The 13,516-nt window shown below is 69.0% G+C and carries 14 protein-coding genes and 1 pseudogene; 11 read left to right on the forward strand and 4 right to left on the reverse strand.

Annotation, left to right across the window (positions count from 1 at the left end):
* Positions 1–1,299 (forward strand): CoA-acylating methylmalonate-semialdehyde dehydrogenase (locus tag JWP28_RS02795; RefSeq protein WP_299539744.1); only part of this gene is annotated, 1,299 nt, incomplete at its 5' end.
* Positions 1,300–1,306: 7 nt separating this feature from the next.
* On the opposite strand, the gene JWP28_RS02800 is transcribed toward JWP28_RS02795, so the two are convergent.
* Entirely contained in the window at positions 1,307–1,600 is a 294-nt protein-coding gene (locus JWP28_RS02800) for a hypothetical protein (protein ID WP_299539746.1), read from the reverse strand.
* 89 nt (positions 1,601–1,689) lie between these two features.
* Between JWP28_RS02800 and zapE the strand changes: the two genes are divergently transcribed.
* Positions 1,690–2,874, forward strand: a complete 1,185-nt coding sequence (gene zapE, locus JWP28_RS02805) for a cell division protein ZapE (protein ID WP_299539748.1) — start codon at positions 1,690–1,692, stop codon at positions 2,872–2,874.
* Positions 2,875–2,900: 26 nt separating this feature from the next.
* Here zapE and JWP28_RS02810 read toward each other — a convergent pair.
* Positions 2,901–3,719, reverse strand: a pseudogene (locus JWP28_RS02810) (LysR substrate-binding domain-containing protein); the annotation flags it as partial.
* Positions 3,720–3,952: 233 nt separating this feature from the next.
* Here JWP28_RS02810 and sdhC point away from each other — a divergent pair.
* The 8 genes from sdhC (at position 3,953) to JWP28_RS02850 (ending at position 10,505) form a co-directional block, all read left to right on the forward strand.
* The gene (gene sdhC, locus JWP28_RS02815) at positions 3,953–4,399 is read left to right on the forward strand and encodes a succinate dehydrogenase, cytochrome b556 subunit (protein WP_299539750.1); all 447 of its coding nucleotides are present in this window, start codon (positions 3,953–3,955) and stop codon (positions 4,397–4,399) included.
* On the forward strand, positions 4,399–4,791 hold the full coding sequence (gene sdhD / locus JWP28_RS02820) for a succinate dehydrogenase, hydrophobic membrane anchor protein (RefSeq protein ID WP_299539753.1): 393 nt from the start codon (positions 4,399–4,401) through the stop codon (positions 4,789–4,791). Before sdhC ends, sdhD begins: the two co-directional genes overlap by 1 nt.
* 3 nt (positions 4,792–4,794) lie before the next feature.
* Positions 4,795–6,582, forward strand: a complete 1,788-nt coding sequence (gene sdhA / locus JWP28_RS02825) for a succinate dehydrogenase flavoprotein subunit (protein WP_299539756.1) — start codon at positions 4,795–4,797, stop codon at positions 6,580–6,582.
* A gap of 7 nt (positions 6,583–6,589) precedes the next feature.
* The gene (locus JWP28_RS02830) at positions 6,590–7,297 is read left to right on the forward strand and encodes a methyltransferase domain-containing protein (protein ID WP_299539759.1); all 708 of its coding nucleotides are present in this window, start codon (positions 6,590–6,592) and stop codon (positions 7,295–7,297) included.
* Positions 7,284–8,039 (forward strand): class I SAM-dependent methyltransferase, encoded by a 756-nt coding sequence (locus JWP28_RS02835; RefSeq protein ID WP_299539761.1) that lies wholly within the window; start codon positions 7,284–7,286, stop codon positions 8,037–8,039. Before JWP28_RS02830 ends, JWP28_RS02835 begins: the two co-directional genes overlap by 14 nt.
* 11 nt (positions 8,040–8,050) lie before the next feature.
* Positions 8,051–8,833 carry a succinate dehydrogenase iron-sulfur subunit gene (locus tag JWP28_RS02840; RefSeq protein ID WP_299539763.1) on the forward strand — a complete coding sequence of 261 codons (783 nt, stop codon included), beginning with the start codon at positions 8,051–8,053 and terminating at the stop codon, positions 8,831–8,833.
* Between the two features lie 81 nt (positions 8,834–8,914).
* A complete protein-coding gene (locus JWP28_RS02845; protein WP_299539765.1) occupies positions 8,915–10,159 on the forward strand; it encodes an FAD-dependent oxidoreductase in 1,245 nt (414 codons plus the stop codon).
* A gap of 25 nt (positions 10,160–10,184) precedes the next feature.
* Positions 10,185–10,505 carry a 2Fe-2S iron-sulfur cluster-binding protein gene (locus JWP28_RS02850; protein WP_299539767.1) on the forward strand — a complete coding sequence of 107 codons (321 nt, stop codon included), beginning with the start codon at positions 10,185–10,187 and terminating at the stop codon, positions 10,503–10,505.
* Between the two features lie 21 nt (positions 10,506–10,526).
* On the opposite strand, the gene JWP28_RS02855 is transcribed toward JWP28_RS02850, so the two are convergent.
* Both JWP28_RS02855 and JWP28_RS02860 read right to left on the reverse strand, forming a co-directional pair.
* Positions 10,527–10,850 carry a hypothetical protein gene (locus JWP28_RS02855; protein WP_299539769.1) on the reverse strand — a complete coding sequence of 108 codons (324 nt, stop codon included), beginning with the start codon at positions 10,848–10,850 and terminating at the stop codon, positions 10,527–10,529.
* Between the two features lie 53 nt (positions 10,851–10,903).
* Positions 10,904–11,113 (reverse strand): dodecin domain-containing protein, encoded by a 210-nt coding sequence (locus tag JWP28_RS02860; RefSeq protein ID WP_299539772.1) that lies wholly within the window; start codon positions 11,111–11,113, stop codon positions 10,904–10,906.
* Between the two features lie 218 nt (positions 11,114–11,331).
* Between JWP28_RS02860 and JWP28_RS02865 the strand changes: the two genes are divergently transcribed.
* Positions 11,332–13,500, forward strand: coding sequence for an ATP-binding protein (locus JWP28_RS02865; RefSeq protein ID WP_299539773.1), 2,169 nt, complete (start codon positions 11,332–11,334; stop codon positions 13,498–13,500).
* The last annotated feature ends 16 nt before the right edge of the window (positions 13,501–13,516 follow it).

Here is a 13,516-nt window from a genome sequence, read left to right on the forward strand (position 1 = left end):
CGCGTCATGTTCGACTTCAAGCGCCTGATCGAAGCGAACATGGAGGAACTGGCCGAGCTGCTGTCGTCGGAGCACGGCAAGGTGATCGCCGACAGCAAGGGCGACATCCAGCGCGGCCTCGAAGTGATCGAGTTCGCCTGCGGCATCCCGCATGCGCTGAAGGGCGAGTACACCGAGGGTGCGGGCCCCGGGATCGACGTCTATTCCATGCGCCAGCCGCTGGGCGTGGCGGCCGGCATCACCCCGTTCAACTTCCCGGCGATGATCCCGATGTGGATGTTCGGGGTGGCCATCGCGGTCGGCAACAGCTTCGTCCTCAAGCCCTCGGAGAAGGACCCCAGCGTCCCCATCCGGCTGGCGGAGCTGATGATGGAGGCGGGCGCGCCCAAGGGCGTGCTGAACGTGGTCCACGGCGACAAGGTGGCGGTGGACGCCATCCTCGACCATCCGGACATCAAGGCGGTCAGCTTCGTGGGAAGCTCCGACATCGCCCAGTACGTCTACTCAAGGGGTACGGCGCTCGGGAAGCGTGTCCAGGCCATGGGCGGGGCCAAGAACCACGGCGTCATCATGCCCGACGCCGACCTCGACCAGGCGGTGAAGGACATCAGTGGCGCGGCCTTCGGCTCGGCCGGCGAGCGCTGCATGGCCCTGCCCGTCGTGGTGCCGGTCGGCGCCAAGACCGCCGAAGCCTTCCGCGAGAAGATGCTGGCCGAGATCGAGACCCTGAAGGTCGGCGTCTCCACCGATGCGGCCGCGCAATACGGCCCCGTGGTCACCGCCGCGCACCGTAGGCGGGTCTCCGACTACATCCAGCTGGGCGTCGAGGAAGGCGCCGAGCTGGTCGTCGACGGCCGCGGCTTCTCGCTGCAGGGCTACGAGGACGGCTTCTTCATCGGCCCCTCGCTATTCGACCAGGTGAAGCCCGCCATGCGCACCTACCAGGAGGAGATCTTCGGCCCCGTGCTGCAGATCGTCCGCGCCGAGACCTTCGAGGAAGCCGTGGCGCTGCCCAGCCAGCACCAGTACGGCAACGGCGTGGCCATCTTCACCCGCAACGGCCGCGCCGCGCGCGAATTCGCCGCGCAGGTCAACGTCGGCATGGTCGGGATCAACGTGCCGATCCCGGTTCCGGTCGCCTACCACAGCTTCGGCGGCTGGAAGCGCAGCGCGTTCGGCGACACCAACCAGCACGGCATGGAGGGGGTGCGTTTCTACACCAAGATCAAGACCGTCACCGCCCGCTGGCCCGAGGGCCTCAGCGAGGACTCCGCGTTCGTGATCCCGACGATGCGGTAGCTGAGCTTCAGGTCCGTCGGCTGATCGCGTCCTTGGTCGCCGCCCGCGTCTTGGGGCCGGGCCCGCGTTCAGCGTCGGTCTTCTGGCCGCGGCGGGTGTGGTTGGCGGAGTAGGCCGTGCCCGGGTCGGCGGGTTCGCCCCAGTCCTCCTCGGGATTGTCGCTGATGCCTTCGAGCGCCGGTGCGTTGCCGACCGCCTCGACCTGGACGTCCGGCTCGCTCTGGCCCTTTTCCAACCTCTGCTGGCGGCCGCGGCCCGCCTGAGGCTTGGCAGGATCGAAGGTGCGATCTTCATCGGCCATCGGGACGTCTCCTTGTGTGGATCTAGATCAACCCGCCGCAGCCACCGCCGTTCCTTGCGCCGAGCCGCCGCGCCCGCTAGGCGGAGCGCATGGCCTCCGCGCTGCAATCCGCCTACGACGCCCGCCTCGCCGCCGGCGAGATCCGGGCCGATCCGGCGCAGGGCCCGGGCCTGCGCGCCCTGCTCCGCCTGGAGGCCGACCTCGCCGCGGCGCCGGCAAACGGCGGGCTGAAGGGCCTCTTCCGCAAGCCGGCGGCCGAGCGCGGCGTCTACCTCTGGGGACCGGTCGGCCGCGGCAAGTCGATGCTGATGGACCTGTTCTTCGCGACCGTGCCCGTGGAGGCCAAGCGGCGCACCCACTTCCACGTCTTCATGGGCGAGATACACCGGCTGATCGGCGCCTGGCGCGCCGGCGACGCGGCTGCCCGCAAGGCCCGCTTCGGCCAGCACCCCTTTTTCGGATCGGCCTTGGGCCGATCCTGGGGGTCCGACGATCCCATCCCACCCGTCGCCGATGTCGTGGCCGCCGGCGCGCGCCTGCTGTGCTTCGACGAGTTCCAGGTCACCGATATCGCCGACGCCATGATCCTCGGCCGGCTGTTCGAGGCGCTGTTCGCCCGCGGGGTCACCCTGGTGGCCACCTCCAACCGCGAGCCGGACGCCCTCTACAAGGACGGCCTCAACCGTCAGCTGTTCCTGCCGTTCATCGATCTCATCAAGGCGCGGCTGGAGGTGGTGGCGGTGGCCGGCGGCCATGACTACCGCCTCGACCGCTTGCGCGCGGCGGGCACCTGGTTCTCGCCCGCCGATCCGGACAACCTCCGATCCTTCGAGGCCCTGTGGCGGGACATCCTCGGGCCCGAGGAGGAGACCGGCGCGACGATCGAGGTGCTGGGCCGCAAGATCACCCTGCCGCACGCCTCCGGCGGCCTGGTGCGGGCGACCTTCGCGAGCCTCTGCTCGGTGGCCCTGGGACCGAACGACTATGTGGCCCTGGCCGCACACTTCCACACCGTCTTCCTGGAGGACGTGCCGAAGCTCACGGCTGACCGCCGCGAGGAAGCCCGCCGCTTCGTGATCCTGATCGACGCCCTCTACGAGGCCCACGCCCGGCTGATCGTGCTGGCCGAAGCCCAGCCTTCCGAGCTCTACCCAGCCGGCGACGGCGCCTTCGAGTTCGAACGCACCGCCTCGCGGCTGGAGGAGATGCGCTCGGCGGATTGGCTGGAGGAGCCCGGCGAAGCTCTGAGGCTCTCCACCAGCTCCCGAGCGTAGGGCCGCAGCTCGTCGGCCGCGCGCACCACGATGGTCAGGTCCCGCACCGCCCAGTCGTCGGCCAGCTCGACCACCCCCAGCGCCATGGTCTTGGCCGCCCGCGCCGCGGTGGTCTGGGGCACGACGCCCACGCCAACGCCGCACTCGACCAGCCGGCAGACCGCGTCGAAGCTGCGGAGCTGCACCCGCAGGCGCAGCGGCCGGCCTTCGCGCGAGGCCTTGCCGGCCAGGAAGCGTTGCAGGGAGCTCGTGCGGTCGAGGCCCACGAAATCGTAGTCCAGCACCTCCGCGAAGCGTACGCGCGGCCGCTTCGCCATCGGATGCTCCGCCGCGGTGACCACGACGAACCGGTCGGAGCGGAACGGATAGGTGGCGAGCGCGCCCACATCCACCGTGCCGGCGACGATGCCGATGTCAGCTACGCCCTCCGCCACCAGGCCTACGATCTCGTCGGAAAGCCGCTCCTCGAGATCGACGCTGACGTGCGGGTGGTCGGCCAGGAAGGAGGAGAGCGCCTCGGGCAGGAATTCGGTGAGCGCATTGGTGTTGGCCAAGAGCCGCACCTCGCCGGACGCTCCGCCGGCATAGGCGCCCAGGTCTTCGCGCAGCCGCGCGCCCTGGTCGAGCATGCCGCGGGCGTGCTTCAAGAGGGTGAGGCCCGCCGGCGTCGGGACCACGCCCAGGCGCGAGCGGGTAAGAAGCGGCGCGCCGAGGCTCCGCTCCATGGCTCGAATCCGCGTCGAGGCCGCGGCCAGCGCCAGCGCGCACCGCTCCGCGCCCGCGGTGATGGAGCCGGCGTCCACCACCTCGCAGAACAGCTTCAGGTCGATCAGATCGAACCGCATCCTTCGCCCTTCACGAAGGAAGACTACAGCAATCCCGCATTGTGTCAGCGCCAAACCGGCCGGAGACTTCGCTTGCGCCGAAGGAGGCGCTGGCGATGGCCAGAGCGACCATGGGGCAGGAACCGCCGCCCTGGCTCCACACCGAGGGGATCGGGTCGGCCTTCGTTGACACCCCCCGCGCGGCGCTTAAAAGCGGGGCTGCCTCCAGGACAGGATCGAGCGGCGAAGACCAGATGACGGACGCCCCCCAGAGCCCCAACAGGGGGACCCCTCGCGAACCACCGATTTCGCCGCACCTGCTGACGGGTGGACTGATCTCGCCGCCGCTCTGGCGTTGGCACATCACGATGCTGACCTCGATCCTGCACCGGGTGACGGGGATCGTGCTCTACGTCGGCGCCTTGATCGCCGCGGCCTGGGCGGTCGCGCTCGCCCAGGGGCCGGAGCGCTATGCGCAGTTCAAGGGTCTGCTGGGCTCGCTGCCGGGCAAGGTGGTGATGTTCGGCCTGACGCTCAGCCTGTTCTACCACCTGGCCAACGGCGTGCGGCACCTGGTCTGGGACACCGGTCACGGCCTCGACGTGAAGTCGGCCAACGCCTCGTCGGTGGTGGTCCTGGCCTTCGCCGCTGCCGCGACCCTGGCGGTCTGGGGCATCGCCGGCATGACGGGAGCGCTCTGATGGTCAGCTATCGCACCGCGCTCGGCCGCGCCCGCGGCCTGGGCTCAGCCAAGCACGGCGTCGGCCACTGGATCTCCGAGCGGGTCAGCTCGATCGCGCTCGTGCCGCTGATCGTCTGGGCGGTCTACGGCGTCCTGCAGCTTGCCGCCGGCGACTATGGCTTCGCGGTCCACTGGATCCAGAACCCGCTGAACGCGACCCTGACCGTGCTGACGCTGGCGATCAGCTTCTGGCACATGAAAGCGGGCCTGCGGGTGGTGGTGGAGGACTACATCCACAAAGCCCTGACCAAGTCGGGCCTCTTGATCATCAACCTCTTCGTCTGCGGGCTCTTCGGCGCGCTGGCGATCTTCTCGGTCCTCAAGGTCGCGCTGAGCGGCGGAGCCTTCTGATCCATGCCGGCCTACGATTTCATCGATCACAAGTACGACGTCGTGGTGGTTGGCGCCGGCGGCTCGGGCCTGCGCGCGGCCTTGGGTTGCGCCGCGGCCGGGCTGAAGACCGCCTGCGTCTCCAAGGTCTTCCCGACCCGCTCGCACACCGTGGCGGCCCAAGGCGGCATCTCCGCGTCGCTCGGCAACATGGGCGAGGACGACTGGCGCTGGCACATGTACGACACCGTCAAGGGGTCGGACTGGCTGGGCGACCAGGACGCCATCGAGTACCTGGTCCGCAACGCGCCGGCCGCGGTCTACGAGCTGGAGCACTGGGGCGTGCCGTTCTCGCGGACGCCGGACGGCAAGATCTACCAGCGCGCCTTCGGCGGCATGACCCGCAACTTCGGCGAGGCGCCGATCCAGCGCACCTGCGCGGCGGCCGACCGCACCGGCCACGCCATGCTGCACACCATGTACGGCCAGGCGCTGGCCAAGAAGACCGAGTTCTTCATCGAGTTCTTCGCCCTGGACCTGATCATGGACGAAGGCGTCTGCCGCGGCGTCACGGCCTGGAAGCTGGACGACGGGACCCTGCACCGCTTCCAGGCGCAGCTGGTGATCCTGGCGACCGGCGGCTATGGCCGGGCCTACTTCTCCTGCACCTCCGCTCACACCTGCACCGGCGACGGCAACGGCATGGTGCTGCGCGCCGGCCTGCCCTTGCAGGACATGGAGTTCGTGCAGTTCCACCCCACGGGGATCTACGGCGCCGGCTGCCTGATCACGGAGGGCGCGCGCGGCGAGGGCGGCTACCTCACCAACTCCGAGGGCGAGCGGTTCATGGAGCGCTATGCGCCCTCGGTGAAGGACCTGGCGCCCCGCGACATGGTCAGCCGCGCCATGACCATCGAGATCCGCGAGGGCCGCGGGGTCGGCCCCAAGAAGGACCACATCAACCTGCACCTTGATCACTTGGACCCGAAAGTGTTGCATGAGCGTCTTCCAGGTATCTCGGAGAGTGCAAGAATATTCGCTGGCGTAGACGTAACTAAAGAGCCAATTCCAGTCTTACCAACGGTCCATTACAACATGGGCGGTATTCCCACGAACTTCTATTCCGAGGTAGTCACCAAGCTTGGCAAGGACCCCGACAAGGTCGTGCCGGGGTTGATGGCGGTGGGCGAGGCGGCCTGCGTCAGCGTGCACGGCGCCAACCGCCTGGGGTCCAACTCGCTGATCGACCTGGTGGTGTTCGGACGCTCCGCGGCGCTGCGGGCAGCTGACACGATCAAGGCCGGAGACAGCCAGCCGGAACTGAAGCCGGGGATGACCGATGGGCACCTCGCCCGCTTCGACCGGTTGCGCAACGCGAACGGCAAGACCTGGACCGCAGCGCTGCGCCTGGAGATGCAGCAGGCGATGCAGGAGGACGCCGCGGTGTTCCGCACCGGCGCGAGCCTGGTCTCCGGTGTCAAGCGCCTGGACGCGGTGCAGAAGAAGCGCGCCGACCTGGCCGTCTCCGACCGCGGGATGATCTGGAACACCGACCTGATGGAGACGCTTGAGCTCGACAGCCTGATCGGCCAGGCCGTCGTCACCGTGGCCGGGGCCGTCAACCGCACCGAGAGCCGCGGCGCCCACGCCCGGGAGGACTTCCCCGATCGCAACGACAAGACCTGGATGAAGCACACGCTGACCTGGTTCGACGACGCGAGCGGCAAGGTGAAGATCGACTATCGGCCGGTCCACGACTTTACGATGACAAACGACATCGCACCGATCCCGCCGAAGGCTCGGGTTTATTGAGGCGATCATGGACGGCGCCCAATCCCGCCCGGAGGTAGCCCCGCCGACCGGTTGGTTCCATTCGCTGAGCCTGCCCGGCGGCGAGACCACGCAGGGGGTCAAGTCGGCACAGGTGCTGGGCGTCGAGGCCGAGGTGGTCTTCAAGCACGGCGTGGCCGGCAAGCGGGTGCTCGACGTCGGCTCGTGGGACGGCTTCTTCGCCTTCGAGGCGGAGCGGCGGGGCGCCGCCGCGGTGCTGGCCACCGACCACTTCTGCTGGTCGGGCGAGGGCTGGGGGACCAAGGCCGGGTTCGACTACGCCCACGCGCGCCTGGCCTCCAAGGTTGAAAGCCTGGACATCGACGTGCCGCAGATCACGCCGGAGAGCGTCGGGACCCACGACGTGGTGCTGTTCCTGGGCGTGCTCTACCACGTGAAGGACCCACTGCAGGCCCTGGCCCATGCGGCCTCGGTGACGGGCGAGATGCTGGTCGTGGAGACGGCGACGGCGCTGGACGTCCTGCCCTGGCCGGCGATGCGCTACTACCAGGGCTCCGACCTCGGCGACGACCCCACCAACTTCTGGGCGCCCAACCGCCGCTGCCTGGAGGCCATGGTCCGCGACCTGGGGTTCAGCCGGGTCGAGATGACCGGCCATCCGGCGACCAAGCCGCACTGGCGGGCGCCGGAGCTCTACTGGAAGCACAATCGGGTGGTGATGCATGCCTGGCGCTGAGGCCGACGCCCTGGCGGTGCGCGACACCGACGCCGACTGGCGCGAGCTGGGCGTGACCGAGCCCTATTGGGGCGTGATCAGCCACCCGGACTTCCGGAGCGAGAACCTGACGCCCGAGCGGATCGAGCAGTTCTACGCCTCCGGCCCGTTCCACATCGACCCGATCGCCAGGGACCTGGAGAGGCTGACCGGCCGCCTGCCGTCCGGCCGCGCGCTGGACTTCGGCTGCGGCGTCGGGCGCCTCGCCGAGGCGATGACGGCCTACGCCGACGAGGTCACCGGCGTCGATATCTCGCCGGGCATGCTGGCGCTCGCCCGGGCGCGCGGCGGCAAGGCGACCTATGTCGACCAGGTTCCGGCCGGACCGTTCGACTGGATCAACAGCTTCATCGTCTTCCAGCACATCCCGCCAGAGCGCGGCGAGGCGATCATCGAGGACCTGCTGGCCCGGCTCGCCATGGGCGGGGTGGTCAGCCTGCAGCTCACCGTCTGGCGCGACAAGGACCGCGAGTGGCCGCGGGGGCAGGGGCTTCGCCGCCTGTTCCGCGCGCAGCGCCAGCGGCGCTGGGCACGTAACCTGCCGCTCGGCCAGATCCTGATGTACGACTACGACCTGTCGAAGATCGTCCGCCTGCTGAACCGCGCGGGGATCGAGGAGATCCGGCTGGTCTCCACCAACCACGACGGTCACCACGGCGTCATCATCCTCGGGCGGAAGACCGCCGAGCCAAGCTTCACGTAAGGACCGCATCCATGGTCGAACTCGCCCTGCCGAAGAACTCCCGCCTCCAGAAGGGCCGCCATCACCCGGCGCCGGAGGGGGCGAAAAAGGTCAAGACCTTCCGGGTCTACCGCTACGATCCCGAGTGGGGCGAGAACCCGCGCTGGGACACCTACGACGTCGATGTCGAGGCCTGCGGGCCGATGGTGCTGGACGTGCTGATCCACATCAAGAACACCATGGATGCGACGCTCGCCTTCCGGCGGTCCTGCCGCGAGGGGGTCTGCGGCTCCTGCGCCATGAACATCGGCGGGCGCAACACGCTCGCATGCACGCACGGCTGGGCGGAGGTCCCCGGCAAGGACGTGCAGATCAGCCCCCTGCCGCACATGCCGGTGATGAAGGACCTGGTCCCCGACCTGACCATGTTCTACGCCCAGTACGCCTCCATCGAGCCCTGGCTGCACACCGAGACGCCGGAGCCGCAGAAGGAGTGGATCCAGTCGCCGGAGGACCGCGAGAAGCTCGACGGCCTCTACGAGTGCATACTGTGCGCCTGCTGCACGACCTCGTGTCCGAGCTACTGGTGGAACCAGGACAAGTACCTGGGGCCGGCGACGCTGCTGCAGTCCTACCGCTGGCTGGTCGACAGCCGCGACGAGGCCACCGGCGAGCGGCTGGACGCGCTGGAGGACCCCTTCAAGCTCTACCGCTGCCACACCATCATGAACTGCGCCCAGGTGTGTCCGAAGGGGCTGAACCCGGCCAAGGCCATCGCCGAGGTGAAGAAGATGCTGGTCGATAGGGTTGTGTAGGTTTCTGCGCCTCCCCCGTCGCGAAGACGACGGGGGAGGCGATAAGTTGACGCCGGCGTCACTTTTGGGCATCGAGGTCAGATGAGCGATCCGGCCAATCTTGCCTCAGGGGCGCATGTGGTGATCCTGGGCGCGGGGCATGCGGGGGGCACGGCTGCGGCGCTGCTGCGGCAGTACGGCCATGCGGGCCCGATCACGCTCGTGGGCGAGGAGCCGATTCCGCCCTACCAGCGGCCGCCGCTCTCCAAGGCCTGGCTGAAGGGCGAGGCGGACGCCGACGCCCTGACCCTCAAGCCGCTGGCGTTCTACCCGGAGCACGACATCGACTTCCGCGCCTCGACGCGGGCTGTGGCCATCAACCGCGGCGCCAAGACGGTGACGCTGTCCGACGGCGCGACGGTCTCCTACGACGCGCTGATCCTGGCCACCGGCGCGCGCGCCATCGCCTTGCCGATCCCCGGCGCGGAGCTGGAGGGCGTGATGTTCCTGCGCACCGCCGCCGACGCCGAGCTGCTCAAGGCGACGATCGGTCCCGGCAAGCGGCTGGCGGTGGTGGGCGGCGGCTACATCGGGCTGGAGGTGGCCGCCTCCGGCCGGGCGCTGGGCGCCGAGGTGGTAGTGCTGGAGCGCGAGACGCGGTTGCTGGCGCGCGTCGCCTGCGAGGCGCTCTCGACCTTCTTCAAGGCCTACCACGAGCAGCACGGGGTGGTGTTCGAGCTGGGCGCCAACGTCGAGGCCTTCGAGGGTCGGGACGGCCACGTCGCCGGCGTCAGGCTGGCGGGGGGCCGCGTCATCGCCTGCGACGCGGTGGTGGTGGGCGTCGGGGCCCATCCCAACGACGAGCTCGCCCGCGACTGCGGCCTGGAGACCGCCCGCGGCGTGGTGGTGGACCTGGACGCCCGCACGTCCGACCCGTCGATCTTCGCCATCGGCGACGTGGCCCACCGGCCGATGCCGATCTACGGCCGCATGTTCCGCATGGAGTCGGTGCCCAACGCGCTGGAGGGCGCCAAGCAGGCGGCGTCGGCCATCGCCGGCCGCCCCGCGCCCGCCGGCGAGGTCCCCTGGCAGTGGTCGGACCAGTACGACCTGAAGCTGCAGATCGCCGGCTACGCCTTCGATGTGGACCGGATCCTGCTGCGCGGCGACCCGACCACGGCCAAGTTCGCGGTCTTCCACCTGCAGGGCGATCTGGTGCAATCCGTCGAGGCGATCAACTCGCCGCCCGAATTCATGATGGGCAAGCAGCTGATCCTGGGACGCAAGCCGGTCGACAAGGGTAGGCTTGCGGACCCATCCATTTCCATGAAAGAGGTCGCCGCCTAAGGTCGGCGAGGGGTTCCGAGGGTTTATGGCCAAGATCACCTACATCGAGCATGACGGGACCGAGCACGTCATCGACGTGAAGAACGGGCTGACGGTCATGGAAGGCGCGGTGAAGAACAACGTGCCCGGCATCGACGCCGACTGCGGCGGCGCCTGCGCCTGCGCCACCTGCCACGTCTATGTGGACGAAGCCTGGCGCGACAAGACCGGGACCTCCTCGGCCATGGAGGAATCCATGCTCGACTTCGCCGAGAACGTGGAGCCCAACAGCCGGCTGTCGTGCCAGATCAAGGTGACCGACGCGCTGGACGGGCTGGTGGTGCGGATGCCGGAGAGCCAGCACTAGAGGCCGAGGGAGGCGCTCGCCTCACTCCGGCGAATTGCCGCCGTTGATCCGCCCGAACCGGCGCGCCAGGAAGAGCGCGAGGAGCAGCACGCCCAGGCCTGCCGCGGCGGCATGTTCCGGCGACCTTGGATCGAAGGCGCCCACCCAGGCGATCAGGCCATAGCCGACGGCCAGGTTGGCAAACCCCCACAGCACGTTGACGGTCGAGGACGACAAGCCCTCTCCCGGCGGTTTGGCGAACGGGCTCTGGAACGGCCGCCCCATCAGGCCGCTGACCAGGTGCGGCGTGGCGTTCGCCAGGACGGCGCCCGCGAACACGTAGGCGACGTCGGGGAGCGGGGTCATCGCGAGGGTCCTTTTCCGAGACGTCGACAGGCCCGAGCGGCGAGCGCGCGGCCTCAGGCTTTGTCGTACTTGAAGCTGACGGCGAGCTTGACCCTGAAGGCCTCGATCTTTCCGTCGGGCGTCAAGGTGATGTCAAGCTTGGACACCTCCGCGACCCGCAGGTCCCGCAGCGAACCCGCCGTGGCGGCAAGCGCCTCCTTGGCGGCCTCTTCCCAGCTCGTCGGGCTCGTTCCAATGACGTCGGTGACCCGGTAGACGCTCATCCGGCTTCTCCCTGTTCAGCCCCCGCTCAAGCTGTCACCACAAACCGACGTTAGGTCAACAGGTGTGGGGGCGCCTCCAGATCCTCCCCCAGGGCAAAGCCCGATCATCTGCCGCCTCAGCGCAGCGCCTCGACCGCCCCCCACGAACCGTTAACGGGATCGCCAGGATGCGCTGATATCCCAGGAGCTCAAGTATTGACCTGGAGTTGCTCGCGTTCATGAGCCGGACGTCCGCCCACTCGGCGTTCCGCCGCACCATGGCCCTCATGGCCGCCGGCAACCAGCTGGCCGTCGTGCTGGACGCCGTCGCCCTGTCCGTCGAGGCCGAGGCTACCGACACCTTGTGCAGCATCCTCCTGCTGGACGAATCCGGACAGCGACTGACCCTCGGCGCCGGGTCGAGCCTGCCCGACGACTACAATGCGGCGATCGAGGGCCTGGCGATCGGGCCGAACGTCGGATCCTGCGGCACAGCGGCCTTCCTCAATCAGCGCGTGATCGTGGAGGACATCCAGGCCGATCCCTTGTGGGTGGATTTCAAGGACCTGGCCGCCGCAGCCAGGCTACGCGCCTGCTGGTCCCAGCCGATCCGGGGGGTCGGCGGCGAGGTGCTGGGCACGTTCGGCATCTACCACCGCGAGGTGCGCGCCCCCAGCGCCGAGGACATCGCCGTCATCGAATCGGCGGCCGAACTGGCGGCCATCGCCATCGTGCGTCAGCGGGAGCAGGACGAGCTGGTGCGCAGCGAGGCCCGCGCCTCGAGGGCGCTCCAGGTCGAGAACGACACGGCCCGCAACCTGACCACCTTCTTCGAAGTCTCGCTGGACATGCTCTGCATCCGCGACAAGGACTTCAACTTCGTCAAGGTGAACGAGGCCTGGCGAAAGGTCCTGGGCTATTCGATCCAGGACCTGGAAGGCACACCGATGCTGCCGCTGGTCCACCCGGACGACGTCGGCGAGACGCACGGGCACATGCAGCGCATGCGGGCCGAGGACGAGGTGATGGGCTTCGTCAATCGCTACCGGCATCGGGACGGGTACTACAGGCATCTGGAATGGCGGGCGCGGCGGGTCGGCGACATGGTGTTCGGCGTCGCCCGCGACGTCACCGAGCGACTGGCCCTCGAGGCGGAGATGGGCGCCGCCAAGCAGGCGGCCGAGGCGGCCAACCAGGCCAAGAGCGACTTCCTGGCCAACATGAGCCACGAGATCCGCACACCCTTGAACGGGGTGATCGGGGTGGTCGACGCGCTCAGCCGGACCGAGCTGACCCCGGCCCAGCGCGAGATGGTGGCCCTGATCGAAAGTTCGGGCGCGACGCTGGAGCGGCTGGTGTCCGACATCCTGGATCTCTCGAAGATCGAGGCGGGGCGATTGGAGATCGAGCAACGGGTGTTCGACCTGCGCGACGAGCTCGGCAGCCTGATCGACCTGCACCAGGTTCGCGCCCAGGAAAAAAACCTCTCATTCCGGGCCAGCTTCGGCGCGCAGGCGCGGGGCGAATTCCACGGCGACGGCACCCGCATCAAGCAGGTGTTGGGCAACCTGCTCTCCAACGCCGTCAAATTCACCGCCGCGGGCGAAGTCCGCCTGGCGATCGACGTGGAGGACTCCGGCGCGCCCGGCCAGCCGTGCAGGGTGAGCTTCGAGGTCAGCGACACCGGAGTGGGTTTCGACGCCGAGGCGGGGGCGAGGCTCTTCCAACGGTTCAGCCAGGCCGACACCACCATCACCCGCCGCTTTGGCGGCACGGGCCTCGGCCTGTCGATCTGCAAGGCCCTGGTCGAGATGATGGGCGGCGAGATCGCCGCCCAATCGACCGTTGGGCGCGGCAGCCTGTTCCGGGTCACGATCCCGCTGGCGCGCAACCAGGCCCTGGAGGCCTATGACGCCCGCCTGACCACCGTGCGGCCGGACGCGGCGCTGGCGAGCGGGGAGCACGTGGCCGACCGGGACGGGCCCTTGCGCATCCTGTTGGCCGAGGACCATCCCACCAACCAGAAGGTGGTCGAGCTGATCCTCGCGCCCTACGGCGCAGTGCTCACCATCGTGGAGAACGGCGCCGAGGCGGTGGACGCCATGCGGACAGCGGATTTCGACCTGGTGCTGATGGACATGCAGATGCCGGTCATGGACGGCCTCGCCGCCACCCGCGCCATCCGGCGATACGAGCAGGAGCGATCCGACCTTCCGCGCACGCCGATCGTGATGCTGAGCGCCAACGCCATGTCCCACCACCGCCTGGAGGCCCTGGCGGCCGGCGCCGATCTGCACATCGCCAAACCTGTCACCGCCACAGCCCTGGTCGCGGGCATCAACGAGGCCCTGGACATGCAGGCCGCTCGCGAGGCGGAGCCCGCCATCCGGGCTCAGCAAACGGCCTGATCGGGCAGCGCAGCTT

The organism is Phenylobacterium sp. (assembly GCF_028290885.1).
In the GTDB taxonomy this organism is placed as follows: Bacteria; Pseudomonadota; Alphaproteobacteria; order Caulobacterales; family Caulobacteraceae; genus Phenylobacterium.